General features: G+C 54.4%; 25 protein-coding genes. 24 read left to right on the forward strand and 1 reads right to left on the reverse strand.

The features are described from left to right. Positions 1 to 12: 12 nt before the first annotated feature. The 5 genes from DFO57_RS00620 (at position 13) to DFO57_RS00640 (ending at position 3,850) form a co-directional block, all read left to right on the forward strand. On the forward strand, positions 13 to 741 hold the full coding sequence (locus tag DFO57_RS00620) for a DUF969 domain-containing protein (protein ID WP_013025053.1): 729 nt from the start codon (positions 13 to 15) through the stop codon (positions 739 to 741). Then, entirely contained in the window at positions 741 to 1,757 is a 1,017-nt protein-coding gene (locus tag DFO57_RS00625) for a DUF979 domain-containing protein (protein WP_014606296.1), read from the forward strand. Before DFO57_RS00620 ends, DFO57_RS00625 begins: the two co-directional genes overlap by 1 nt. Before the next feature lie 6 nt (positions 1,758 to 1,763). Then, the gene (pcp, locus tag DFO57_RS00630) at positions 1,764 to 2,411 is read left to right on the forward strand and encodes a pyroglutamyl-peptidase I (protein ID WP_014593191.1); all 648 of its coding nucleotides are present in this window, start codon (positions 1,764 to 1,766) and stop codon (positions 2,409 to 2,411) included. An 11-nt stretch (positions 2,412 to 2,422) separates the two neighbouring features. Further along, positions 2,423 to 3,211: an endonuclease VIII gene (nei, locus tag DFO57_RS00635; RefSeq protein WP_014593192.1), complete on the forward strand. Its 789-nt coding sequence runs from the start codon at positions 2,423 to 2,425 to the stop codon at positions 3,209 to 3,211. 66 nt (positions 3,212 to 3,277) lie between these two features. Further along, a complete protein-coding gene (locus DFO57_RS00640) occupies positions 3,278 to 3,850 on the forward strand; it encodes a GNAT family N-acetyltransferase (RefSeq protein ID WP_014593193.1) in 573 nt (190 codons plus the stop codon). 157 nt (positions 3,851 to 4,007) lie between these two features. On the opposite strand, the gene DFO57_RS00645 is transcribed toward DFO57_RS00640, so the two are convergent. Continuing rightward, positions 4,008 to 5,291, reverse strand: a complete 1,284-nt coding sequence (locus tag DFO57_RS00645; RefSeq protein WP_014606294.1) for a citrate synthase — start codon at positions 5,289 to 5,291, stop codon at positions 4,008 to 4,010. 590 nt (positions 5,292 to 5,881) lie between these two features. Here DFO57_RS00645 and sdhC point away from each other — a divergent pair. The 19 genes from sdhC to cpoB all read left to right on the forward strand — a co-directional run bounded on the left by sdhC (position 5,882) and on the right by cpoB (position 25,116). Continuing rightward, positions 5,882 to 6,304, forward strand: coding sequence for a succinate dehydrogenase cytochrome b556 subunit (sdhC, locus tag DFO57_RS00650; RefSeq protein ID WP_013025059.1), 423 nt, complete (start codon positions 5,882 to 5,884; stop codon positions 6,302 to 6,304). Next, the gene (sdhD, locus tag DFO57_RS00655; protein WP_013025060.1) at positions 6,298 to 6,645 is read left to right on the forward strand and encodes a succinate dehydrogenase membrane anchor subunit; all 348 of its coding nucleotides are present in this window, start codon (positions 6,298 to 6,300) and stop codon (positions 6,643 to 6,645) included. Before sdhC ends, sdhD begins: the two co-directional genes overlap by 7 nt. Beyond that, positions 6,646 to 8,412 carry a succinate dehydrogenase flavoprotein subunit gene (gene sdhA / locus DFO57_RS00660; RefSeq protein WP_013025061.1) on the forward strand — a complete coding sequence of 589 codons (1,767 nt, stop codon included), beginning with the start codon at positions 6,646 to 6,648 and terminating at the stop codon, positions 8,410 to 8,412. A 14-nt stretch (positions 8,413 to 8,426) separates the two neighbouring features. Beyond that, positions 8,427 to 9,143, forward strand: a complete 717-nt coding sequence (locus DFO57_RS00665) for a succinate dehydrogenase iron-sulfur subunit (RefSeq protein WP_013025062.1) — start codon at positions 8,427 to 8,429, stop codon at positions 9,141 to 9,143. A gap of 200 nt (positions 9,144 to 9,343) precedes the next feature. Beyond that, complete coding sequence (gene sucA / locus DFO57_RS00670; protein WP_013025063.1) at positions 9,344 to 12,151, forward strand: 2-oxoglutarate dehydrogenase E1 component; 2,808 nt, start codon at positions 9,344 to 9,346, stop codon at positions 12,149 to 12,151. Positions 12,152 to 12,166: 15 nt separating this feature from the next. Beyond that, positions 12,167 to 13,390, forward strand: a complete 1,224-nt coding sequence (gene odhB / locus DFO57_RS00675) for a 2-oxoglutarate dehydrogenase complex dihydrolipoyllysine-residue succinyltransferase (protein WP_013025064.1) — start codon at positions 12,167 to 12,169, stop codon at positions 13,388 to 13,390. Between the two features lie 68 nt (positions 13,391 to 13,458). Continuing rightward, a complete protein-coding gene (gene sucC, locus DFO57_RS00680; RefSeq protein ID WP_006118458.1) occupies positions 13,459 to 14,625 on the forward strand; it encodes an ADP-forming succinate--CoA ligase subunit beta in 1,167 nt (388 codons plus the stop codon). Beyond that, positions 14,625 to 15,500, forward strand: coding sequence for a succinate--CoA ligase subunit alpha (sucD, locus tag DFO57_RS00685; protein WP_013025067.1), 876 nt, complete (start codon positions 14,625 to 14,627; stop codon positions 15,498 to 15,500). Before sucC ends, sucD begins: the two co-directional genes overlap by 1 nt. Before the next feature lie 632 nt (positions 15,501 to 16,132). After that, on the forward strand, positions 16,133 to 17,704 hold the full coding sequence (cydA, locus tag DFO57_RS00690) for a cytochrome ubiquinol oxidase subunit I (protein ID WP_014593195.1): 1,572 nt from the start codon (positions 16,133 to 16,135) through the stop codon (positions 17,702 to 17,704). An 11-nt stretch (positions 17,705 to 17,715) separates the two neighbouring features. Next, on the forward strand, positions 17,716 to 18,855 hold the full coding sequence (cydB, locus tag DFO57_RS00695; RefSeq protein WP_013025069.1) for a cytochrome d ubiquinol oxidase subunit II: 1,140 nt from the start codon (positions 17,716 to 17,718) through the stop codon (positions 18,853 to 18,855). A 14-nt stretch (positions 18,856 to 18,869) separates the two neighbouring features. Then, the gene (cydX, locus tag DFO57_RS00700) at positions 18,870 to 18,983 is read left to right on the forward strand and encodes a cytochrome bd-I oxidase subunit CydX (protein ID WP_013025070.1); all 114 of its coding nucleotides are present in this window, start codon (positions 18,870 to 18,872) and stop codon (positions 18,981 to 18,983) included. Beyond that, on the forward strand, positions 18,983 to 19,276 hold the full coding sequence (gene ybgE, locus DFO57_RS00705) for a cyd operon protein YbgE (RefSeq protein WP_014606292.1): 294 nt from the start codon (positions 18,983 to 18,985) through the stop codon (positions 19,274 to 19,276). Before cydX ends, ybgE begins: the two co-directional genes overlap by 1 nt. A 181-nt stretch (positions 19,277 to 19,457) precedes the next feature. Beyond that, the gene (ybgC, locus tag DFO57_RS00710; RefSeq protein WP_013025071.1) at positions 19,458 to 19,862 is read left to right on the forward strand and encodes a tol-pal system-associated acyl-CoA thioesterase; all 405 of its coding nucleotides are present in this window, start codon (positions 19,458 to 19,460) and stop codon (positions 19,860 to 19,862) included. Further along, positions 19,859 to 20,545 carry a Tol-Pal system protein TolQ gene (tolQ, locus tag DFO57_RS00715; protein WP_013025072.1) on the forward strand — a complete coding sequence of 229 codons (687 nt, stop codon included), beginning with the start codon at positions 19,859 to 19,861 and terminating at the stop codon, positions 20,543 to 20,545. Before ybgC ends, tolQ begins: the two co-directional genes overlap by 4 nt. Positions 20,546 to 20,558: 13 nt before the next feature. After that, complete coding sequence (gene tolR / locus DFO57_RS00720; protein ID WP_014606291.1) at positions 20,559 to 20,987, forward strand: colicin uptake protein TolR; 429 nt, start codon at positions 20,559 to 20,561, stop codon at positions 20,985 to 20,987. Between the two features lie 26 nt (positions 20,988 to 21,013). Further along, positions 21,014 to 22,309, forward strand: coding sequence for a cell envelope integrity protein TolA (gene tolA, locus DFO57_RS00725; protein ID WP_013025074.1), 1,296 nt, complete (start codon positions 21,014 to 21,016; stop codon positions 22,307 to 22,309). A 115-nt stretch (positions 22,310 to 22,424) separates the two neighbouring features. Further along, a complete protein-coding gene (gene tolB / locus DFO57_RS00730) occupies positions 22,425 to 23,720 on the forward strand; it encodes a Tol-Pal system beta propeller repeat protein TolB (RefSeq protein WP_014593198.1) in 1,296 nt (431 codons plus the stop codon). Between the two features lie 52 nt (positions 23,721 to 23,772). After that, on the forward strand, positions 23,773 to 24,297 hold the full coding sequence (gene pal / locus DFO57_RS00735) for a peptidoglycan-associated lipoprotein Pal (protein ID WP_014593199.1): 525 nt from the start codon (positions 23,773 to 23,775) through the stop codon (positions 24,295 to 24,297). A gap of 9 nt (positions 24,298 to 24,306) precedes the next feature. Continuing rightward, positions 24,307 to 25,116, forward strand: a complete 810-nt coding sequence (cpoB, locus tag DFO57_RS00740; RefSeq protein WP_022623685.1) for a cell division protein CpoB — start codon at positions 24,307 to 24,309, stop codon at positions 25,114 to 25,116. Positions 25,117 to 25,276: the final 160 nt, after the last annotated feature.

Here is a 25,276-nt window from a genome sequence, read left to right on the forward strand (position 1 = left end):
CAAGGGGAAAATATGGACAGCGTAGTGAATCTCTGGCCACTACTGGGCATTGCTGCCATCGTCGCAGGCTTCGTTTTACGCTTTAATCCGGTGCTGGTGGTGATTGTCGCGGGCTTCGTCACCGGGATTGCCGCCATGATGCCGCTGGGCGATATTCTGCAAAAACTGGGCGAGGGCTTCTTGAATACCCGCAATCTGCCGCTTATTTTGCTGTTGCCGCTGGCGGTCATTGGCCTGCTGGAGCGCCATGGTCTGAAACAGCGCGCCCAGACGTGGATCGCACAGATTAAAACGGCGACGGCAGGGCGACTGCTCATCATCTACCTGTTTGTACGCGAGATCACTGCGGCGCTGGGGCTGACCAGCCTGGGTGGTCACCCGCAAATGGTGCGACCGCTGCTGGCACCGATGGCCGAAGGGGCCAGCGAAAGCCGTTACGGTGAACTGTCGCCTGAGATTCGCCATCGCCTGCGAGCCATGTCCGCTGCGACGGATAACGTCGGCCTGTTCTTTGGCGAAGATATCTTTGTCGCCTTTGGCGCCATCATCTTTATGCACAACTTTATGCAGGAGTCCGCCGGTATTCAGACCGAGCCGCTACATATCGCGCTGTGGGGCATTCCGACGGCCATTGCGGCTTTTCTGATTCACTCCGCGCGCCTGATAAGGCTGGACCGTCAGCTCGCGCGTGAACTGAGTGCCATCAACAGCCAGGCCATCAACGCCAGAGGAGATCGCTAATGTTCCAGCAACAATATTTGATGTGGCTGGCTGGCGTGATTCTGTTGGTCGTGGCTTTTTTATCCTGGCGTGACAGCGGGAACCCACGTCGCTTTACCACCGGCCTGTTTTGGGGCTTATACGGTCTGATTTTTTTGGTGGGGGACTGGACAACGCAGCTGATGTCACAGCTGATGGGATCTACACAGAGCGGCACGCGCACCCTGCATATTACCGTGGGCGTGGCAGTTGTGCTGATGGGCTTAATTGCCGGCTGTGGTGGCGTAAAGCTTGGTCGCTACCATCAACGTAGCGAAGAGGAAAAAGAGGCAAGCGCACAACGCCTTAAAAATAAACTCTTTCTGCCTGCGTTAGCGATTCCTGTCGTAACGGTGATTGGCGTTCTGGCCTTTAATAATATTCCCGGTTTGCAGAGCGGGGTATTTGGACCCGGCAATCATTCCACCCTGGTCACGCTGTTTTCCATGACGGTGGGCTGCCTGCTGGGCTGGCTAATCGCCATGAAACTGACGCATGAGAAGCCAGTTCAGTCGATGCAGGAAACCCGGCGTCTGCTGGATTGTGTGGGCTGGGCTTTCCTGCTACCGCAAATTCTGGCCACGCTGGGGCTGTTGTTCACCGCTGCGGGCGTGGGCGGCGCCATCTCGCATCTGACCGAACATTATCTGGCGGTCGATAACCGCTTTATTGCCGTGACCGTTTACGCTGTTGGCATGGCGCTGTTAACTATGGTCATGGGCAACGCCTTTGCCGCTTTCCCGATTATTACCGCCGGTGTGGGCATTCCCATTCTGGTGCTACAACATGGTGGTAATCCGGCTGTCATGGCGGCAATCGGCATGTTTTCCGGCTACTGCGGAACCTTAATGACACCAATGGCCGCGAACTTTAATATCGTGCCCGCCGCGCTGCTGGAGTTGCCGGATCGTAACGCGGTCATCAAAGCTCAGGTCCCAACCGGTGTGCTACTGTTAATTGTTAACGTGTTTTTACTCTATTTCCTGATGTTTCTGTGAGGCAGCATGAAAACGGTATTGATGACGGCGTTTGAGCCCTTTGGTGGCGAATCCATTAATCCCTCGTGGCAGGCGGTCAGCGCGCTTGAAGGCCAGCAGATTGGCGGGGCACGTATCGTGACGCGCCAACTGCCGGTCGTGTTCAGCGAGGTGCTGGACGTGTTGTATCAGGCGCTGGAAGAGATTAAGCCGGATGCCATTATTGCTGTGGGGCAGGCGGGCGGGCGCAGCGATATCACCGTCGAGCGCATCGGCATTAACGTTGATGACGCCCGCATTCCCGATAACGCGGGCCATCAACCCGTGGATGAGCCGATTGCGCAGGATGGCCCGGCCGCTTACTTTTCACGCCTGCCGATCAAAGCCATTGTGGCCGCCGTGCGCAAAGCCGGTATTCCGGCTTCGGTGTCGCAAACCGCCGGCACCTTTACCTGTAACCGGGTGATGTATGGTCTGCTGCACTGGCTGCATCAGCATGACAGCGCGGCGCGTGGCGGATTTATTCATATCCCTTACCTGCCAGAGCAGGCGGTCCACCATCCTGGCGCACCCAGCATGCCCGCCGCAACCGTGATCGAGGCGCTGAAAATTGCGGTGCAGACCACGCTGGAAACCGCCAACGATCTCAAGGAAGCGGGTGGCGCAACCCATTAAGAGGACGAGAGATGCCAGAAGGACCGGAGATTCGCCGTGTGGCGGATCAGCTTGAAATGGCCATTGTCGGGCAGCCTTTGGCCGACGTCTGGTTTGCTTTCCCTGCATTAAAAACTTACGAGCCCACATTAGTGGGGGAAAAGGTAGAGTCGATTGAAACGCGCGGCAAAGCGTTGCTGACACATTTCAGCAATGGTCTGACGCTCTATTCGCATAATCAACTTTACGGCGTCTGGCGCATCGTGTCGCCAGACGTGCAGCCCGAGACTAAACGGCAGTTACGTGTGCGCCTGGCAACGGCAGACCAGGCCATCCTGCTTTACAGCGCTTCGGATATTGAATTGCTGAATGCGGAAACCCTGGCCAGTCATCCGTTCCTGAATCGCATTGGGCCTGATGTGTTAAGCCACGCGCTGACGCCGGAGGAGGTAAAGCAGCGCCTGCTCTCAGCGCGCTTCCGCCGTCGCCAGTTCAGCGGTTTATTACTCGACCAGGCGTTTCTGGCCGGATTAGGCAACTATCTGCGCGTGGAGATCCTCTGGCTGGCACAGCTGCTTCCACACCATAACGCGCAGTCACTGAGCGAGTCACAGCTTGACGCCTTCAGCGACGCGCTGCTGTCCGTACCGCGTCATGCCTACCGCATGCGTGGCACGATGAAAAAGTATCACAGCGAAGCTGCCTTTCGTTTTGAAGTCTTTCATCGTCAGGGCAAGACGTGTCGGCGCTGCGGCACGGTGATTGAGAAGGGCGTTTTATCCTCACGGCCATTTTACTGGTGTCCGGGCTGTCAGGTATAAAAAGACAGGCGGGCCTGACGGGCAGGCTCCGTTAATCATTCCGTTTTCTGCTGCAGGGAGATCATCATGACGCCTGAAATCCTGACCGAACGGCTGGTTTTAAAACCGCTCACCCTGCAGGACGCGGATGCGATTCAGGTGGCGTTTCCCCAATGGGAAATTGTCCGTTACCTGATCGATTCGGTGCCCTGGCCCTATCCGGACGGGGCCGCCAGAGACTTTGTTGCGAACGTGGCATTACCCGCTGTTGAGGCGGGAAAAGGCTGGTACTGGACGATACGGCGCAGGGAAGCGGAGACGATGCTGATCGGGGTCATCAGCCTGATGGACACGCCGGACAACCATCGCGGCTTCTGGTTAGTACCCCACTGGCAGGGGCAGGGTTACATGTCGGAGGCCAGCAATGCCGTTACCGATTACTGGTTCAATGTGCTGAATAAACCGGTATTAAGAACGCCCAAAGCCGCAGCAAACGTGCGGTCGGTCGCGATCTCGGTTAAAAGCGGTATGCGTTGTATCAGAACGGGAAAGCAACGCTATGTTTCAGGCGAACATGACTCCGAGCTCTGGGAGGTGACGCGGGATGAGTGGCGCAAATTCAGAGCGGCTCAGGCTGGCGAAACAGCCGCGAAAAAGTAACATTTTGCCGTGATCCGACCGCATCTTTAGCGATAAGGTTAAACCTGTCCGGCCTCAACGGAACCGGCATCCTTCGGGCAAAAAAAACGGCTATGCCTTGTCAGCATAGCCGTTTTGTCGTCGATGGCCCGGTGCGATATTCGCCCAGGCGACAGGCTTATTTATCCAGCTGTGACGTAAAGTCGCGCTCGGTATAACCGGTATACAGCTGACGCGGACGGGCAATTTTCATGCCTTCGTCGTGCATCTCTTTCCAGTGGGCGATCCAGCCAACGGTACGTGCCATGGCAAAAATCACGGTAAACATGGAAGACGGAATGCCCATGGCTTTCAGGATAATACCGGAGTAGAAGTCCACGTTTGGATAGAGTTTACGCTCGATGAAGTACGGGTCGTTCAGCGCAATGTGTTCCAGCTCCAGCGCCACTTCCAGCAGGTCATCTTTCATGCCCAGCTCGTTCAGCACTTCATGACAGGTTTCACGCATGACGGTTGCGCGTGGGTCATAGTTTTTGTAAACGCGATGACCAAAGCCCATCAGGCGGAAGGAGTCGTTTTTGTCTTTTGCACGACGTACGAATTCTGGAATGTGTTCAACGGTGCTGATCTCTTCCAGCATGCGCAGACAGGCTTCGTTTGCGCCACCGTGCGCCGGTCCCCACAAGGAGGCGATACCGGCCGCGATACAGGCAAACGGGTTAGCGCCTGATGAACCTGCCGTACGGACGGTTGAGGTTGAGGCGTTCTGCTCGTGATCGGCATGCAGAATCAGAATGCGATCCATGGCGCGTTCAAGCACAGGGTTGACCTTGTATTCTTCACAAGGCGTTGCAAACATCATGTGCAGGAAGTTACCGGCGTAGGAAAGGTCGTTACGTGGATAAACGAACGGCTGGCCGATTGAATACTTGTAACACATCGCTGCCATGGTAGGCATTTTAGACAGCAGGCGGAAAGCGGCGATTTCACGATGGCGCTCAATGTTCACATCCAGCGAGTCGTGATAAAACGCGGCCAGGGCGCCAGTCACGCCGCACATCACAGCCATTGGATGTGAGTCGCGACGGAAGCCGTGGAACAGACGCGTGATCTGCTCATGAATCATGGTGTGGCGGGTAACGGTGACTTTGAACTCTTCAAACTGTTTCTGAGTCGGGGCTTCACCATTCAGCAGGATATAGCACACTTCCAGGTAGTTAGAGTGGGTGGCCAACTGATCGATGGGAAAACCACGGTGAAGCAGGATACCTTCATCGCCATCGATAAAGGTGATTTTTGACTCGCAGGACGCGGTAGACGTGAAACCAGGATCGAAGGTAAACAGGCCGTTAGAACCCAGTTCGCGGACATCGACGACATCCTGGCCCAGCGTGCCTTGCAGCACTTTCAGTTCAATAGGCTTTTCGTCGGGTAGGGTTAGCGTCACTTTTTTATCTGTCATTTTCGTCTCCATAGCGCCTTGGGCAGGTAAGGATCTTTCGACACCTGAAACGCGCGCATGTTGCATTTAGGCAGTACTTCACGATGTCACTCTGCATTATAAGCAGTGAAGGGTACAGAGTGAGAGGCGCGTTCCACAGGAAATGTAAAGCCGTGACATGTGCATATCGCGGTTGTTAAAGATCCGGTCAGGACATAACTTCTTTGTAACCAATAACCTGATGGTTTTAAAAGCTGTTAGTGGCAATGTTACATAACTTGAGCTTAGGAGAAAGTGTATCCCCATAACTTTTGTGCATCATAGGATTTTATCGGGATAGTTTGTAACTGAATTGTTGAACTATTGTCAAATCAGATAATTAAATTTGTATGAATTGTGAAAAACGTGAGAATGATCACTGTTCCACCCAAAATTCTCCAAAGAGTTTGTAGGGGAATTGTAATCAGAATGTGATCGTCCTATACTTCCGGCCAGGTCTCCGGAATACCCTGACACCAGGAGCCACCCAGCGTTTGTAACACGTCATTTAACACTGGATGTTGCTATTTTGGTGACGGATAAAGTCTGAACACGTTTAGGGTTCAGGTCTTATGTCCGGAGGAAGCAAAATAAAAAAGAGCTGTGTGGGCAAAACCGTGAAAAAACAAAGACCTGTCAACTTGGATCTCTCGACGATCCGGTTTCCCGTTACTGCAATATCGTCCATTCTTCACCGCGTCTCCGGCGTCATCACCCTGGTTGCTCTCGGCATCCTGTTATGGCTTCTCGGTCTTTCCCTCTCTTCTCCTGAAGGTTTCCAGCACGCTGCATCTGTCATGAATGGCTTCTTTGCGAAGTTCATCATGTGGGGCATTTTGACTGCGCTGGCCTATCATGCAGTGGGCGGGATACGTCATATGTTAATGGATTTTGGTTATCTGGCCGAAACGCTCGAAGCAGGTAAGCGTTCTGCGCAGGTGACGTTTGGTATTACTGTCGTGCTTTCAATTTTAGCAGGAGTCCTCGTATGGTAAGCAATGCATCCGCGTTGGGTCGCAATGGCATTCAGGACTGGCTGCTGCTGCGCGCGACGGCAATCCTCATCACGCTTTACATCATCTATCTCCTCGGTTTCGTGGTGATGACAGACACGCTGACGTATGACATCTGGCGTGGCTTCTTCGCTTCTGCATTTACAAAAGTGTTCACGCTCCTGACGCTGTTTTCCATTCTGATCCACGGCTGGATCGGTATGTGGCAGGTCTTAACGGACTACGTTAAACCGCTGGCAACGCGTCTGCTGTTGCAGTTGGTCATCGTAGTGGCGCTGTTGTCATATGCAATTTATGGATTTGTTGTGGTGTGGGGTGTGTAAATGAGTTTACCAGTAAGAGAATTTGATGCCGTGGTGATCGGCGCAGGCGGCGCGGGTATGCGCGCGGCGTTGCAAATCTCCCAGTCGGGCCAGACCTGTGCCCTGTTGTCCAAAGTCTTCCCGACCCGTTCCCATACGGTCTCCGCGCAGGGCGGAATCACCGTTGCGCTGGGTAACACCCATGACGATAACTGGGAATGGCATATGTATGACACCGTCAAAGGTTCCGACTACATCGGTGACCAGGACGCGATTGAATACATGTGTCACGTCGGTCCGGAAGCGATTCTGGAACTGGAGCACATGGGCTTGCCCTTCTCCCGTCTTGATGACGGCCGCGTTTATCAGCGTCCGTTTGGTGGTCAGTCGAAAAACTTCGGCGGTGAGCAGGCGGCGCGTACTGCCGCAGCGGCCGACCGTACCGGCCACGCACTGCTGCATACGCTGTACCAGCAGAACCTGAAAAATAAAACCACTATCTTCTCCGAATGGTATGCACTGGATCTGGTCAAAAATGACGACGGTGCCATCGTAGGCTGTACGGCAATCTGCATGGAAACCGGCGAAACGGTTTACTTCAAAGCCAAGGCCACCATTCTGGCGACGGGCGGTGCAGGACGTATTTATCAGTCCACGACGAACGCCCACATCAATACCGGCGACGGTGTTGGCATGGCGCTGCGCGCGGGCGTGCCTGTGCAGGATATGGAAATGTGGCAGTTCCACCCAACCGGTATCGCCGGTGCTGGCGTACTGGTCACCGAAGGCTGTCGTGGTGAAGGCGGTTATCTGCTAAACAAACACGGTGAGCGTTTCATGGAGCGCTATGCGCCTAACGCCAAAGACCTTGCCGGTCGTGACGTTGTGGCCCGTTCGATGATGGTGGAGATCCGTGAAGGTCGTGGTTGCGACGGTCCATGGGGGCCGCACATCAAGCTGAAACTCGATCACCTGGGTGCGGAAGTGCTGGAATCGCGCCTGCCGGGCATCCTTGAGCTGTCCCGTACCTTTGCTCACGTTGACCCGATTAAAGAGCCGATTCCGGTTATCCCAACCTGTCACTACATGATGGGCGGCGTGCCAACCAAAGTCACCGGTCAGGCGCTGCGTGTGAATGAGCAGGGTGAAGATGAAGTGATTCCTGGCCTGTTCGCGGTGGGTGAAATCGCCTGCGTATCGGTACACGGGGCGAACCGTCTGGGTGGCAACTCGCTGCTGGACCTGGTGGTCTTCGGTCGCGCGGCTGGCGTGCATCTGCTTGAATGTCTGGAAGAGCAGGGTGAACTGCGTGAAGCCAGCCAGGAAAACATTGATGCCGCGATGGCGCGTTTCAACCGCTGGGAAAATAACACCACGGGTGAAGATCCGGTTGAAATCCGCAAGGCGTTGCAACGCTGCATGCAGAACAACTTCTCGGTATTCCGTGAAGGCGATGCGATGCGTGAAGGGCTTGCTGAACTGAAAGAGATCCGTGAGCGTCTGAAGTCCGCGCGCCTGGATGACCGCTCACCTGACTTCAATACACAGCGTATTGAGTGCCTTGAGCTGGATAACCTGATGGAAACCGCTTATGCCACCGCAGTGGCGGCCAACTACCGCACTGAGAGCCGTGGCGCACACAGCCGCTTCGACTATCCGGAACGTGATGATGCCAACTGGCTGTGCCATAGCCTCTATGTTCCGCAAACGGAAAGCATGACGCGCCGTGAGGTGAACATGCAACCGAAACTGCGTGCGGCCTTCCCGCCGAAAGCGCGTACCTACTAATTGCGGAGATCATCATGAGACTTGAATTTTCGATCTATCGTTACAACCCGGACGTCGATGACAAACCGCGCATGCAGGACTATACCCTGGAAGCGGAAGACGGCCGTGACATGATGCTGCTGGATGCGCTGATCCGTCTGAAAGAGAAGGATCCTACCCTGGCGTTTCGTCGCTCATGCCGTGAAGGCGTGTGCGGTTCAGACGGCCTGAACATGAACGGGAAAAACGGCCTGGCCTGCATCACGCCGGTCTCGGCGTTAGGCAACGGCAAGCAGAAAATCGTTATCCGTCCTCTACCGGGCCTGCCGGTCGTGCGCGACCTGGTGGTGGACATGGGCCAGTTTTATGCCCAGTATGAGAAAATTAAGCCTTTCTTATTGAATAACGGTGAAAACCCGCCAGCGCGAGAGCATCTGCAGTCGCCGGGCGAGCGTGAGCATCTGGACGGATTGTATGAGTGTATTCTCTGCGCCTGTTGCTCAACCTCTTGCCCGTCGTTCTGGTGGAACCCGGACAAGTTTATTGGTCCTGCAGGCCTGCTGGCCGCTTACCGCTTCCTGATTGACAGCCGTGATACGGAAACGGATGCGCGTCTGGATAATTTGAGCGATGCATTCAGCGTTTTCCGCTGTCACAGCATCATGAACTGTGTAAGTGTTTGTCCTAAAGGGCTAAACCCGACGCGCGCTATCGGCCACATTAAGTCGATGCTGCTGCAACGCAGCGCGTAGTTGTACCACCGGGAACCTCAGGTTCCCGGTATTTTACGGAAGCCTCTGTAAACGCGGTCCCGACCACGTTTACAAAGGTTCCCTTACGGGCCGGGCGCGCGCTGCGCACAGTGCTCGTATCGCTGAACTCACTACGGCAAACCGCGAAAGCGGCAACAAATGAAACCTCAAAAAAGCATAACATTGCTTAAGGGATCACAATGCAGAACAGCGCGATGAAGCCCTGGCTGGACTCCTCCTGGCTGGCCGGCGCGAATCAGTCTTACATAGAGCAACTCTATGAGGATTTCCTGACCGATCCTGACTCTGTGGATGCAGTGTGGCGCTCGATGTTCCAACAGTTACCAGGCACGGGAGTGAAACCTGAGCAGTTCCACTCCGCAACTCGCGAATATTTCCGTCGCCTGGCGAAAGACGCATCTCGTTACACCTCCTCAGTTACCGATCCGGCAACCAACTCCAAACAAGTGAAAGTGCTGCAGCTGATTAACGCGTTTCGTTTCCGCGGACATCAGGAAGCAAATCTCGATCCGCTTGGCCTGTGGAAACAGGACCGCGTTGCCGATCTCGATCCTGCCTTTCACGATCTGACCGACGCCGATTTTCAGGAAAGCTTTAACGTAGGTTCTTTTGCCATTGGCAAAGAAACCATGAAGCTGGCCGATCTGTTCGACGCGCTGAAGCAGACCTACTGTGGCTCGATTGGTGCAGAGTATATGCACATCAATAACACCGAAGAGAAACGCTGGATCCAGCAGCGTATCGAATCCGGTGCGAGCCAGACGTCATTCAGTGGCGAAGAGAAAAAAGGTTTCCTGAAAGAGCTGACCGCGGCAGAAGGGCTGGAAAAATATCTGGGCGCGAAATTCCCGGGTGCAAAACGCTTCTCGCTGGAAGGCGGTGATGCGCTGGTGCCGATGCTGCGCGAGATGATTCGTCATGCGGGCAAAAGCGGCACACGTGAAGTGGTACTGGGGATGGCGCACCGTGGCCGTCTTAACGTACTGATTAACGTACTGGGTAAAAAGCCACAGGATCTGTTCGACGAATTCTCCGGTAAACACAAAGAGCATCTGGGCACCGGTGATGTGAAGTATCACATGGGCTTCTCTTCGGATATCGAAACCGAAGGTGGTCTGGTGCATCTGGCGCTGGCGTTTAACCCGTCTCACCTGGAAATTGTCAGCCCGGTGGTCATGGGATCGGTACGTGCACGTCTCGATCGTCTGGCCGAACCGGTCAGCAATAAAGTGCTGCCTATCACCATTCACGGTGATGCGGCGGTGATTGGTCAGGGCGTGGTTCAGGAAACCCTGAACATGTCTCAGGCGCGCGGCTATGAAGTGGGCGGCACGGTACGTATCGTCATTAACAACCAGGTTGGTTTTACCACCTCCAACCCGAAAGATGCGCGTTCAACCCCGTACTGTACTGACATCGGCAAGATGGTGCTGGCACCGATTTTCCACGTCAATGCTGACGATCCGGAAGCGGTGGCCTTTGTTACCCGCCTGGCGCTGGACTATCGCAACACCTTCAAACGCGATGTGTTTATCGATCTGGTGTGCTATCGCCGTCATGGTCACAACGAGGCGGATGAGCCAAGTGCTACCCAGCCGTTGATGTACCAGAAAATCAAAAAGCATCCGACGCCGCGTAAAATTTACGCCGATCGTCTGGAAGGCGAAGGTGTCGCGTCGCAGGAAGATGCCACCGAGATGGTGAACCTTTACCGCGATGCGCTCGATGCGGGCGAATGCGTGGTGCCGGAATGGCGTCCGATGAGCCTGCACTCCTTCACGTGGTCGCCTTATCTGAACCACGAATGGGATGAGCCTTATCCGGCACAGGTTGACATGAAACGCCTGAAGGAACTGGCATTGCGTATCAGCCAGGTCCCTGAGCAGATTGAAGTGCAGTCGCGCGTGGCCAAGATCTATAACGATCGCAAGCTGATGGCCGAAGGCGAGAAAGCGTTCGACTGGGGCGGTGCCGAGAATCTGGCGTACGCCACGCTGGTGGATGAAGGTATTCCGGTTCGCCTCTCGGGTGAAGACTCCGGTCGTGGAACCTTCTTCCATCGCCACGCGGTCGTGCACAACCAGGCTAACGGTTCAACCTATACGCCGCTGCACCATATTCATAACAGCCAGGGCGAGTTCAAAGTCTGGGATTCGGTGCTGTCTGAAGAAGCCGTGCTGGCGTTTGAATACGGTTACGCCACGGCTGAGCCGCGCGTGCTGACCATCTGGGAAGCGCAGTTTGGTGACTTTGCCAACGGTGCTCAGGTGGTGATTGACCAGTTCATCAGCTCTGGCGAACAGAAGTGGGGCCGTATGTGTGGCCTGGTGATGTTGCTGCCGCATGGCTACGAAGGTCAGGGCCCGGAACACTCCTCTGCCCGTCTGGAACGCTATCTGCAACTTTGCGCCGAGCAGAACATGCAGGTTTGCGTCCCGTCGACGCCGGCTCAGGTGTATCACATGCTGCGCCGTCAGGCGCTGCGCGGGATGCGCCGTCCGCTGGTGGTGATGTCGCCGAAGTCGCTGTTGCGCCATCCGCTGGCGATCTCGTCGCTGGATGAACTGGCAAACGGCAGTTTTCAGCCGGCCATTGGTGAGATCGACGATCTGGATCCGCAGGGCGTGAAACGCGTCGTGCTGTGCTCCGGTAAGGTTTACTACGATCTGCTGGAACAGCGTCGTAAAGACGAGAAAACCGATGTTGCCATCGTGCGCATCGAACAGCTTTACCCGTTCCCGCATCAGGCGGTACAGGAAGCATTGAAAGCCTATTCTCACGTACAGGACTTTGTCTGGTGCCAGGAAGAGCCTCTGAACCAGGGCGCCTGGTACTGTAGCCAGCATCATTTCCGTGATGTCGTGCCGTTTGGTGCCACCCTGCGTTATGCAGGTCGCCCGGCATCGGCTTCTCCGGCCGTGGGTTATATGTCCGTACACCAACAACAGCAGCAAGACCTGGTTAATGACGCACTGAACGTCAATTAATTAAAAGGAAAGATAATGAGTAGCGTAGATATTCTCGTTCCCGACCTGCCTGAATCGGTTGCAGATGCCACAGTAGCAACCTGGCACAAGAAACCAGGCGATGCAGTCAGCCGCGATGAAGTCATCGTCGAAATTGAAACTGACAAAGTCGTGCTGGAAGTGCCGGCATCTGCCGATGGCGTGCTGGAAGCCGTGCTGGAAGACGAAGGGGCAACCGTTACGTCCCGCCAGATCCTGGGTCGCCTGAAAGAAGGCAACAGTGCGGGTAAAGAAAGCAGTGCCAAAGCGGAAAGCAATGACACCACGCCAGCCCAGCGTCAGACAGCGTCGCTTGAAGAAGAGAGCAGCGATGCGCTCAGCCCGGCGATCCGTCGCCTGATTGCGGAGCATAATCTTGACGCTGCGCAGATCAAAGGCACCGGCGTAGGCGGACGTTTAACGCGTGAAGACGTTGAAAAACATCTGGCGAACAAACCGCAGGCTGAGAAAGCCGCCGCGCCAGCGGCGGGTGCAGCAACGGCTCAGCAGCCTGTTGCCAACCGCAGCGAAAAACGTGTTCCGATGACGCGTTTACGTAAGCGCGTCGCGGAGCGTCTGCTGGAAGCCAAGAACAGCACCGCCATGTTGACGACCTTCAACGAAATCAACATGAAGCCGATTATGGATCTGCGTAAGCAGTACGGCGATGCGTTCGAGAAGCGTCACGGTGTGCGTCTGGGCTTTATGTCTTTCTACATCAAGGCCGTGGTCGAAGCGCTGAAGCGTTATCCAGAAGTCAACGCCTCTATCGATGGCGAAGACGTGGTGTACCACAACTATTTCGATGTGAGTATTGCCGTCTCTACGCCACGCGGACTGGTGACGCCTGTCCTGCGTGACGTTGATGCGCTGAGCATGGCTGACATCGAGAAGAAAATTAAAGAACTGGCAGTGAAAGGCCGTGACGGCAAGCTGACGGTTGACGATCTGACGGGCGGTAACTTTACCATCACCAACGGTGGTGTGTTCGGTTCGCTGATGTCTACGCCAATCATCAACCCGCCACAGAGCGCGATTCTGGGCATGCACGCCATTAAAGATCGTCCTATGGCGGTCAATGGTCAGGTTGTGATCCTGCCAATGATGTACCTGGCTCTCTCCTACGATCACCGTTTAATCGATGGTCGTGAATCTGTCGGCTATCTGGTCGCGGTGAAAGAGATGCTGGAAGATCCGGCGCGTCTGCTGCTGGATGTCTGATTCATCACTGGGCACGCGTTGCGTGCCCAATCTCAATACTCTTTTCAGATCTGAATGGATAGAACATCATGAACTTACACGAATACCAGGCTAAACAGCTGTTTGCACGGTATGGCATGCCAGCACCGACCGGCTACGCCTGTACTACACCACGTGAAGCAGAAGAAGCGGCATCGAAAATCGGTGCAGGCCCGTGGGTAGTTAAATGTCAGGTTCATGCCGGTGGCCGCGGTAAAGCGGGCGGTGTGAAAGTGGTTAACAGCAAAGAAGACATCCGTGCTTTCGCTGAAAACTGGCTGGGCAAACGTCTGGTGACCTACCAAACTGACGCCAATGGTCAGCCGGTAAACCAGATTCTGGTTGAAGCGGCAACCGATATCGATCAGGAGCTGTACCTGGGTGCCGTGGTTGACCGTGCAACCCGTCGCGTCATCTTTATGGCATCGACCGAAGGCGGCGTGGAAATCGAGAAAGTGGCAGAAGAAACGCCACACCTGATCCACAAAATGGCGCTTGATCCACTGACCGGTCCACAGCCTTATCAGGGCCGTGAGTTAGCCTTTAAACTGGGCCTGACCGGTAAGCAAGTCAGCCAGTTCACCAAAATTTTCATGGGTCTGGCCACCATGTTCCTGGAGCGCGATCTGGCGATGGTTGAGATCAACCCGCTGGTGATCACCAAGCAGGGCGACCTGATCTGTCTGGATGGCAAATTGGGTGCCGATGGCAATGCCCTGTTCCGTCAGCCAGAGCTGCGTGAAATGCGCGATCCAAGCCAGGAAGATCCTCGTGAAGCGCACGCGACACAGTGGGAACTGAACTATGTTGCGCTGGAAGGCAACATCGGTTGTATGGTTAACGGCGCAGGCCTCGCGATGGGTACGATGGACATCGTTAAGCACCACGGTGGCCAGCCAGCGAACTTCCTGGATGTTGGCGGCGGCGCGACCAAAGAGCGCGTAACCGAAGCCTTTAAAATCATCCTGTCTGACGACGCGGTGAAAGCGGTATTCGTTAACATCTTCGGCGGCATCGTGCGTTGCGACCTGATCGCAGACGGCATCATCGGTGCAGTAGCAGAAGTCGGTGTTAACGTACCGGTCGTGGTACGTCTGGAAGGTAACAACGCTGAACTGGGCGCTAAGAAACTGGCGGACAGTGGTCTGAACATCATTGCAGCAACCAGTCTGACAGACGCGGCACAGCGTGTTGTTGCTGCTGCGGAGGGTAAATAATGTCCATTTTGATCGACAAAAACACCAAAGTCATTTGCCAGGGATTCACCGGCGGACAGGGAACTTTCCACTCTGAGCAGGCGCTGGCATACGGCACGCAGCTGGTTGGCGGCGTAACCCCGGGCAAAGGCGGCACGACCCATCTGGGCCTGCCGGTGTTCAACACCGTGCGTGAAGCCGTTGAAGCCACAGGCGCGACCGCAACCGTTATCTATGTGCCAGCTCCGTTCTGCAAAGACGGTATCCTGGAAGCTATCGATGCCGGTATCAAGCTGATCATCACCATCACCGAAGGCATTCCAACGCTGGATATGCTGACCGTGAAGATGAAGCTGGATGAAGCAGGCGTGCGCATGATCGGGCCAAACTGCCCGGGTGTGATCACTCCTGGCGAATGTAAGATCGGCATCATGCCGGGCCACATTCACCAGCCTGGCCGTGTCGGTATCGTTTCGCGTTCCGGTACCCTGACCTATGAAGCAGTTAAGCAAACCACCGATATCGGTTACGGTCAGTCTACCTGTGTCGGCATCGGCGGTGACCCGATCCCGGGCTCTAACTTCATCGACATCCTGAAAATGTTCCAGGACGATCCACAGACTGAAGCGATCGTCATGATCGGTGAAATCGGTGGTAGTGCGGAAGAAGAAGCTGCTGCGTTCATCAAAGAGCACGTGACCAAGCCGGTTGTCGGCTACATTGCGGGCGTAACGGCACCGAAGGGCAAACGTATGGGCCACGCTGGTGCCATCATTGCCGGTGGTAAAGGAACGGCAGACGAGAAGTTTGCTGCGCTGGAAGCCGCAGGTGTGAAAACCGTACGCAGCCTGGCTGACATCGGCGATGCCGTGAAAGCGGTTCTGCCAGCCAAATAAGCGGTCTGGGCGGAATGCATTAAGCCACCTTCGGGTGGCTTTTTTTATCGCTTAAACCTGAGCACGCCCTTTTGCCGCATAACTGATTGGCGTCGCGCCTTAAATAACATAAAATAATCTTAAGTATTTCCGTGGTGTTTGCTATGCTTTATCTGACCTGGCTTTTGGGGCGCAAAAAGAATGGGCGTTATTAAACACGCTATAAAGTTAAATATTTATATAAAATTAAATTGTCCCGTGACACACTTTTAACAAAGCTTTCGTTTAAACATATTTCCCACATTATTTCCTTATTCCAAATCAATTTCCCGCCATATATAACAAACTTTACTGCTAGCAAAGGGCGCGGTTAAGCGCTTAAATTGCGCTGCATCAATCCAGCCTTTTAAAAAAATAATCAAACGTTTGTTCAAATACGGGAAAGCATCAATTTTTAAATTATGCCCCGTTAAACGTCTGAACCACGCGGCTGCATTGGTGTTTCACAGGTTACCGTCAACGGTTACGCCCTCATCCCAGGCCGCACACAGAACTGTCCTGTCGATGACAAAACTGGAATCAATAATCAGTCGTTCCTGACTCTTATTCAGTCTGTACGGATACAGAGTTAAGGTGAGGAGCAAGGAGTCATTATGCTAGATATTGTCGAGCTGTCGCGTTTACAGTTTGCCTTAACAGCCATGTACCATTTCCTTTTCGTACCTTTAACGCTCGGTATGGCGTTTTTGCTGGCGATAATGGAAACGGTCTATGTGCTGAGCGGCAAACAAGTTTATAAGGATATGACAAAATTCTGGGGCAAGTTATTTGGTATTAACTTTGCGCTGGGCGTGGCGACCGGACTGACCATGGAGTTTCAGTTCGGCACCAACTGGTCTTACTATTCTCATTATGTCGGCGATATTTTTGGCGCGCCGTTAGCTATTGAAGGATTAATGGCTTTCTTTCTTGAGTCCACCTTTGTTGGCCTGTTCTTTTTCGGCTGGGATCGGCTGGGCAAAGTTCAGCACCTGGCCGTGACCTGGCTGGTGGCGCTGGGATCCAATATGTCGGCGCTGTGGATTCTGGTGGCAAACGGCTGGATGCAAAACCCAATTGCCTCTGAGTTTAACTTTGAAACCATGCGCATGGAGATGCTGAGCTTCTCTGAGCTGGTCTTAAATCCGGTCGCCCAGGTGAAATTTGTTCACACCGTCGCGGCAGGGTACACCACGGGTGCCATGTTTATTTTAGGCATCAGCGCATGGTATTTGCTGAAAGGCCGCGACACGGCGTTTGCCAAACGCTCTTTTGCTATCGCGGCAAGTTTCGGTATGGCAGCCGTATTGTCAGTCATCGTGTTGGGCGACGAGTCCGGTTACGAAATGGGCGATGTGCAGAAAACCAAGCTGGCGGCCATTGAAGCCGAATGGGAAACCCAGCCTGCACCGGCTGCGTTTACGCTGTTCGGTTTGCCCGATCAGGCATCACAAGAGAACCACTACGCCATTCAAATTCCTTATCTGCTGGGACTCATCGCCACCCGTTCTACGGATACGCCGGTAACGGGCCTGAAAGAGCTTATGACCCAACATGAAGTTCGCATTCGTAACGGGATGAAAGCCTATGCACTGTTAAATGAACTGCGCAGCGGGAATACCGATCCGGCCGTGCGTGATGCCTTTAATCACAGCAAAAAAGATCTGGGTTATGGTCTGTTGTTGAAGCGCTATACGCCAAACGTCTCAGATGCCAGCGAGGCGCAAATCAAGCAGGCAACACAGGATTCCATTCCACGCGTGGCGCCGCTGTATTTTGCCTTCCGCATCATGGTGCTCTGCGGCGTGCTGTTACTCGGCGTTATCACGCTGTCGTTCTGGAGCGTCATTCGTAATCGTATCGGCAAACATCGCTGGTTACTCAAGGCCGCGCTGTATGGCATTCCGCTGCCGTGGATTGCGGTTGAAGCAGGCTGGTTTGTGGCGGAGTACGGCCGTCAACCCTGGGCGATAGGCGAAGTGCTGCCAACGGCCGTGGCGAACTCGTCGCTCACCGTTGGGGATATCCTGTTCTCCATGGGGCTGATCTGCGGTCTGTATACCCTGTTCCTGGTCGCCGAGATGTACCTGATGTTTAAATTTGCCCGGTTGGGTCCAAGTAGCCTGAAAACGGGTCGTTATCACCATGAGCAGATGGCAAAAACCGTTCAGCCGGCACGTGGATAAGGAGAACCGCCATGTTTGATTACGAAGTTCTGCGCTTTGTCTGGTGGCTGCTGATCGGCATTTTGCTGGTGGGCTTTGCCGTCACTGATGGCTTTGATATGGGCGTGGGAATGCTGACGCGCCTGCTGGGACGCACCGATACCGAGCGTCGGGTAATGATTAACACCATTGCGCCGCACTGGGACGGTAACCAGGTCTGGTTAATTACTGCGGGTGGTGCGCTGTTTGCCGCCTGGCCGATGGTTTATGCGGCGGCGTTTTCAGGATTTTATGTGGCAATGATTCTGGTGCTGGCGTCGCTGTTCTTTCGTCCGGTGGGCTTTGATTACCGCTCTAAGATTGAAGACAAGCGCTGGCGCGGTGCCTGGGACTGGGGCATTTTCATCGGCAGCTTCGTCCCTCCTTTGGTGATTGGCGTGGCCTTTGGCAACCTGCTCCAGGGCGTGCCGTTTCATGCTGATGAGTATATGCGCCTGTATTACACCGGTAACTTCTTCCAGTTACTTAATCCCTTTGGCCTGCTGGCAGGGGTGGTGAGCGTCGCCATGATACTGGCGCAGGGCGCAACCTACCTGCAGATGCGTACGAACGGCGAACTGTACCTGCGCGCACGCGCCACGACCCAGATTTCCACACTGGTGATGATGGTGTGCTTCGCACTGGCGGGCGTGTGGGTGAAGTACGGCATTGACGGTTATGTGGTGACCAGTACGCTTGATCACTATGCGGCCTCGAATCCGCTGGGTAAAACCGTGGTGCGCGAAGCCGGTGCCTGGATGGTGAATTTCCAGCAGCATCCCGTGCTGTGGTTGTTCCCACTGCTGGGCGTTGTGCTGCCTCTGCTGACGGTGCTGTGCTCACGTATGCACAAAAGCGCATGGGCGTTTGTGTTCTCTTCACTGACGCTTGCCTGCGTCATTATGACGGCCGGTATTGCCATGTTTCCGTTTATTATGCCTTCCAGCACGGTACCGGGCACCAGTCTGACCATGTGGGATGCAACCTCCAGTCTGCTGACGCTGAAAACCATGACCTTTGCCGCGATTATTTTTGTGCCCATCATCCTGCTTTACACCAGCTGGTGTTACTGGAAGATGTTTGGCCGTATTACCAAAGAGCATGTTGAGAGCAACAGCAACTCACTGTACTGATAAGGAGTCAACACATGTGGTATTTTGCCTGGATTCTTGGCACCTTGCTGGCCTGCGCCTTTGGTATCATCACGGCGCTGGCCATAGAGCATATCGAAGACAGCGCCGCATCGGATCGACAATCCTGATGAGCGGATGGCTACAGACGACCTGTCGTCTGATGGATAAGGGCCCGTTCCGGGCCCTTTCACTGGTGCTGGCACTCTGGCTGGCGGGATGTCTGCTGTGGAATCCCGCACGTTATGCCAGCGGTGCTGGCGGCATTCTGCTGTGGCAGGGCGTGTTGCTCATCTGGGCGGTATGCACCGGCGTGATTTACGGTGTTGGGTTTCGTCCGCGACGATTACGCTGGCGTGCTCTGTTTACCCCTTTACCCGCATTAGTGATACTCTTGTGGGGCGTAAGCCGGTTTTATCTCTGACAGCCCATCAGCATTTTACGCTGAAGCGTGAGTTTACTTCAGCGTCTGGTCAAGAAACCTCCACTAAAGCCTTCCGGTTGTAACCAACTGATAATTATTTTCTCCTGGCCCTGGCAGCCCATTCCCAACCCCAATTGTCTTGCGTATAGTAGCAACGTTTAAAACGAGGCCGGGATGTAGAGTGAGTACAACGCTGTTTCGCTGGCCGGTTCGGGTCTACTATGAAGATACCGATGCCGGTGGTGTGGTTTATCACGCCAGCTATATCGCTTTTTATGAACGAGCACGTACCGAAATGTTGCGTCAGCATCATTTCAATCAGCAGACGCTGTTAGAACAGCAGATTGCTTTTGTGGTGCGGCGCATGACGGTGGACTATCTTTCGGCGGCGCGTCTTGACGATCTTCTGGAAATTCAGAGTGAAGTGACATCTATGACCCGGGCGACGATGACATTTACCCAGCGTATCGTGAATGCAGAAGGCAAAGTGCTCAATGAGGCAGAAGTCCTGATTGCCTGCATCAACCCACACCTAATGAAGCCGATTGCGCTTCCCAAGTCTATTGTCGCGGAGTTCAAGCAGTGACTGACATGAACGTTCTTGATTTGTTCCTGAAGGCGAGCCTTCTGGTCAAACTTATCATGTTGATTTTGATCGGCTTTTCGATTGCTTCATGGGCAATCATTATCCAGCGCACGCGTATTCTGAATGCGGCGGGAAGGGAAGCTGATGCCTTTGAAGACAAATTCTGGTCCGGCGTTGAGCTTTCTCGCCTGTATCAGGAAAGTCAGGCGCGTCGCGAAGAGCTGGCAGGCTCGGAGCAAATCTTTTACGCCGGCTTCAAAGAGTTCGCACGTCTGCATCGGGTCAACAACCATGCGCCTGAGGCGGCAGTGGAAGGGGCGAGCAGGGCGATGCGCATTTCCATGAATCGTGAGCTGGAAGCGTTGGAAAATCACATTCCCTTCCTTGGCACCGTAGGGTCCATCAGCCCGTATATTGGTCTGTTTGGTACGGTGTGGGGGATTATGCATGCCTTTATTGCCCTGGGCGCCGTAAAGCAGGCCACGCTACAGATGGTTGCGCCGGGTATCGCAGAAGCGTTGATCGCGACCGCTATCGGTTTATTCGCGGCAATTCCTGCGGTAATGGCTTATAACCGACTGAACCAGCGCGTCAATAAACTGGAACAGGGCTATGACAACTTCATGGAAGAGTTCACGGCTATCCTGCATCGTCAGGCTTTTTCCAGCGACAGCGCTAAGTAAACAGAGGTAAATGATGGCCCGAGTGCGTGGTCGCGGTCGCCGCGAGCTAAAGTCGGAAATCAACATTGTTCCACTGCTGGACGTCTTGCTGGTGCTGTTGCTGATTTTTATGGCGACGGCCCCGATCATTACCCAAAGCGTGGAAGTGGATTTGCCGGATGCGACGGATTCGAAGACGGTTTCCAGTGATGATAATCCGCCTGTAATTGTAGAAGTGTCCGGTGTGGGCCAATACAGCATGGTGGTGGATCACGATCGTTTATCGCAGCTACCCCCTGAACAGGTGATTAGCGAAGCGCAACGTCGTCTGGAAGCCAATCCGAAAACTGTCTTTCTGATCGGCGGTGCCAAAGAGGTCCCTTATGATGAAATCATTAAGGCGCTGAACCTGCTGCATCAGGCTGGAGTTAAATCTGTCGGTTTGATGACGCAGCCGATTTAAAGTCGAACCGTTTTTGGGAACCGAGTGTGTCGAAGGCAACCGAGCAAAACGAAAAATTAAAGCGCGCGATAATCATTTCGGTGATTCTGCATATCGTGCTGATTGCGCTGCTGATATGGAGCTCATTTAATGAGCACATTGAAGCCAGCGGAGGCGGCGGCGGGAGCGATATCGAGGCAGTTATGGTCGATCCCGGTGCGGTGGTTGAGCAATATAATCGTCAGCAGAATCAGCAAAGCGACAGTCAGCGTGCCGAGCAGCAGCGCCAGAAACAGTCACAACAGCAGGCCGAAGAGCTCCAGCAGAAGCAGGCGGCTGAACAACAGCGGCTGAAAGAGCTGGAAAAAGAACGCCTGCAGGCCCAGGAAGACGCGAAGCAGCAGGCGAAAGCCCAGGCTGAACAGCAGAAAGCAGCCGAAGCGGCGGCGAAACAGGCTGAATCTCAGCAGAAAGCGGCCGAGGCGGCCGCCGCGAAAGCCAAAGCGGATGCTAAAGCGGAAGCCGATGCCCAGGCCAAAGCCGCCGCTGACGCGAAAATAAAGGCTCAGGAAGACGCTAAGCAGGCTGCGGCCGAGGCGAAGAAGCAGGCTGAGCAACAGGCGAAAGCCGCCGCGGCCGAAGCAAAGAAACAGGCTGAACAACAGGCGAAAGCCGAGGCTGCCGAGGCCGCGAAACAGGCCAAGGCTGAAGCCGCGAAGCAGGCTAAAGCGGAAGCCGCTAAAGAAGCCAAAGCGGCAGAAGCGAAAGCCGCCGCCGAAGCTAAAGCCGCGGCCGCGCAGGAAGCTAAAGAGAAAGCGGCGGCTGAAGCCAAAGAGAAAGCCGCGAAAGAAAAAGCCGAAGCCGCAGCAAAAGCCAAGGCCGATGCTGCCGCAAAAGCCAAAGCAGACGCGAAGGCAAAAGCGGAAGCAAAAGCGAAAGCGGCGGCTGAGGCAGCGAACGACAGCGACGTCGACGATCTGCTGGGCGGCTTAGCGTCCGGTAAGAATGCACCGAAAAGCGGCGCCTCTGGCGGTGCTGCAGGGCAGGGCAACCAGAAGAAAGCGGGTGCCTCTGGCGCAGATGTGAACGCGTACCTTGGCCAGATTACCAGTGCTATCCAGAGCCGTTTTTACGATGCGGATCTGTATAGCGGCAAAAGCTGTGACTTACGTATTAAACTTGCTCCTGACGGTATGCTGATTGATGTGAAATCAGAAGGGGGCGATCCGGCGCTCTGTCAGGCTGCCATCGCGGCAGCGAAGCAGGCACGTATTCCGAAACCGCCTTCACAAGCGGTGTACGAAGTGTTTAAAAACGCGCCGATGCGTTTCAGACCGCAATAATGCAGTAACCGGCGGCAGGTTGATCTATGGTTAGCTTGCCGTACTCTAGTTGTACTCGTGGTTTTCAGGAACAGTGCCAATTATCGCGGACTCAGGTTCAGATAAGGGAGATAAAATGAAGCAAGCTCTTCGCGTAACGTTAGGCTTTTTTATCCTGTTGTGGGCAGCAGTGCTGCACGCAGAGGTTCGCATTGAAATCACCCAGGGCGTCAACAGCGCGCGTCCCATTGGTGTGGTTCCGTTCAAGTGGGCAGGCCCTGGCGCGGCACCGGAAGATATCGGTGGCATCGTCGCGGCTGACCTGCGTAACAGCGGTAAGTTTAATCCGCTCGATCGTTCTCGCCTGCCACAGCAGCCGACCAGCGCGCAGGAAGTTCAGCCTGCTGCATGGAGCGCACTGGGCATTGATGCTGTCGTCGTAGGACAGATTCAGCCTAACGCCGACGGCAGCTATCAGGTATCTTACCAGTTGGTCGATACGGCAGGTGCTCCGGGTACCGTGCTGGCGCAGAACTCTTACAAAATCACGAAACAGTGGCTGCGTTACGCGGCGCATACCGTGAGTGATGAAGCGTTCCAGAAACTGACGGGCATCAAAGGGGCATTCCGTACTCGTATCGCCTATGTGGTGCAGACCAACGGCGGTCAGTTCCCTTACGAACTGCGCGTGGCGGACTACGACGGCTATAACCAGTTCGTCGTGCATCGTTCACCACAGCCACTGATGTCGCCGGCCTGGTCGCCAGACGGCAGCAAAGTGGCCTACGTAACCTTTGAAAGCGGCAAGTCGGCGCTGGTTATTCAGACGCTCTCGAACGGCGCGGTGCGTCAGGTGGCTTCATTCCCACGTCATAACGGTGCTCCGGCGTTCTCGCCTGACGGCACCAAACTGGCGTTCGCCTTATCGAAAACCGGTAGCCTGAATCTGTACGTAATGGACCTGGCTTCTGGTCAGATTCGTCAGATCACCGACGGCCGTTATAACAGTACTGAACCGACCTGGTTCCCGGACAGCCAGACGCTGGCTTACACCTCTGACCAGGCTGGCGCACCACAAATTTATAAGATTGGTATCAATGGTGGTTCACCACAGCGTATTACCTGGGAAGGGGCTCAGAACCAGGATGCTGATGTGGCCAGCGATGGTAAATCAATGGTGATGATTAGCACCAGTGGCGGTGCTCAACACGTCGCCAAACAGGATCTGGTAACGGGAGCCGTTCAAACGTTAACGGACACGTTCCTGGATGAAACGCCGAGCCTGGCACCAAACGGCACTATGGTGATCTACAGCTCTACTCAGGGCATGGGTTCCGTGTTGCAGTTGGTCTCGACTGACGGTCGTTTCAAAGCGCGTCTTCCGGCAACTGATGGACAGGTCAAATTTCCTGCCTGGTCGCCGTACCTGTAATGTTTGAGCTTTCTGACATTACAAAAAAATAAACAATAATGGGAATTTTCAAATGCAACTGAACAAAGTACTGAAGGGTTTAATGCTGGCTCTGCCAATCATGGCAGTTGCGGCGTGTAGCTCACACAAAAATAACAACAATGACCAGTCTGGCGCAGGTGCTGATGGCGCTTACGGTGCTAACTCTGGCATGAACGGCAACGGTAACATGTCTTCTGATGAGCAGGCGCGTCTGCAGATGCAACAGCTGCAACAGAACAACATCGTTTACTTCGGTCTGGACAAATATGACGTTCAGTCTGACTACGCTCAGATGCTGGATCAGCACGCTAACTTCCTGCGTAGCAATCCATCATACAAAGTGACCATCGAAGGTCATGCGGATGAGCGCGGTACGCCAGAATACAACATCGCCCTGGGCGAGCGTCGTGCTAACGCCGTTAAGATGTATCTGCAAGGTAAAGGCGTGTCAGCTGACCAGATGTCTATCGTTTCTTACGGTAAAGAGAAGCCGGCCGTTCTGGGCCACGACGAAGCGGCTTACGCTAAAAACCGTCGTGCCGTACTGGTATACTAAGAGAATCATATGGTTAGTAACTTCAGACATCACCTGTTGAGTCTGTCGTTACTGATTGGCGTAGCGGCCCCCTGGGCCGCTAATGCCCAAGCGTCAATCAGTAGCGTTGGCTCCGGCTCGGTCGAAGACCGCGTCACCAGTCTAGAAAGAATCTCAAACGCCCAGGCACAGCTGATGCAGCAACTGCAGCAGCAGATGAGTGATAACCAGCGGGATATCGACTCGTTGCGTGGGGAAATCCAGCAAAATACCTATCAGCTGAACCAGGTTGTTGAGCGCCAGAAGCAGATCTATCAGCAGATCGACAGTCTGAGCAGCAATAACAGCAACGCCAGCCAGCCAGCCGCAGGTGCCGGTGATAACGCCGGTGCTGCGGGCGCGGCAGCAGCCTCTGGCACGGATTCCGGTGCCGCTGCAGCCGGCGGCAGTGCGCCGGTACAGAGTGGCGATGCCAACAGCGATTACAATGCTGCTGTCGCGCTCATTCTGGAGAAAAAACAGTATGACCAGGCGATCGCTGCGCTACAGGCGTGGGTGAAACGCTATCCGGATTCGACGTATCAGCCGAATGCCAATTACTGGCTGGGGCAGCTGTTTTATAACAAAGGCAAGAAAGACGACGCCGCGTATTATTACGCCACGGTGGTGAAGCAGTATCCAAAATCCCCCAAGGCTGCTGAAGCGTTGTTAAAGGTTGGCGTGATCATGCAGGAGAAAAACGACACGGCGAAAGCCAAAGCCGTTTATCAACAGGTGATCAAACTTTATCCTGATACCGAATCTGCTAAGCAGGCGCAAAAACGGTTGTCTGGTATGTAATTTGTGCAGGTTTGACCGGATATCGAGTGATTTCTGGTCTTGCCGCATGAAAGGTAGGCAATTGAACCCTTTAACAGAAAATAAGGGTTGCGCTACCTCGGTAAATCAGTAATATATGCCGCCGTTGCCGGGACACATTGCAGATGTGTCTGGCAAGCCT

The organism is Pantoea sp. AG702 (assembly GCF_003182295.1).
GTDB lineage: Bacteria > Pseudomonadota > Gammaproteobacteria > Enterobacterales > Enterobacteriaceae > Pantoea > Pantoea ananatis.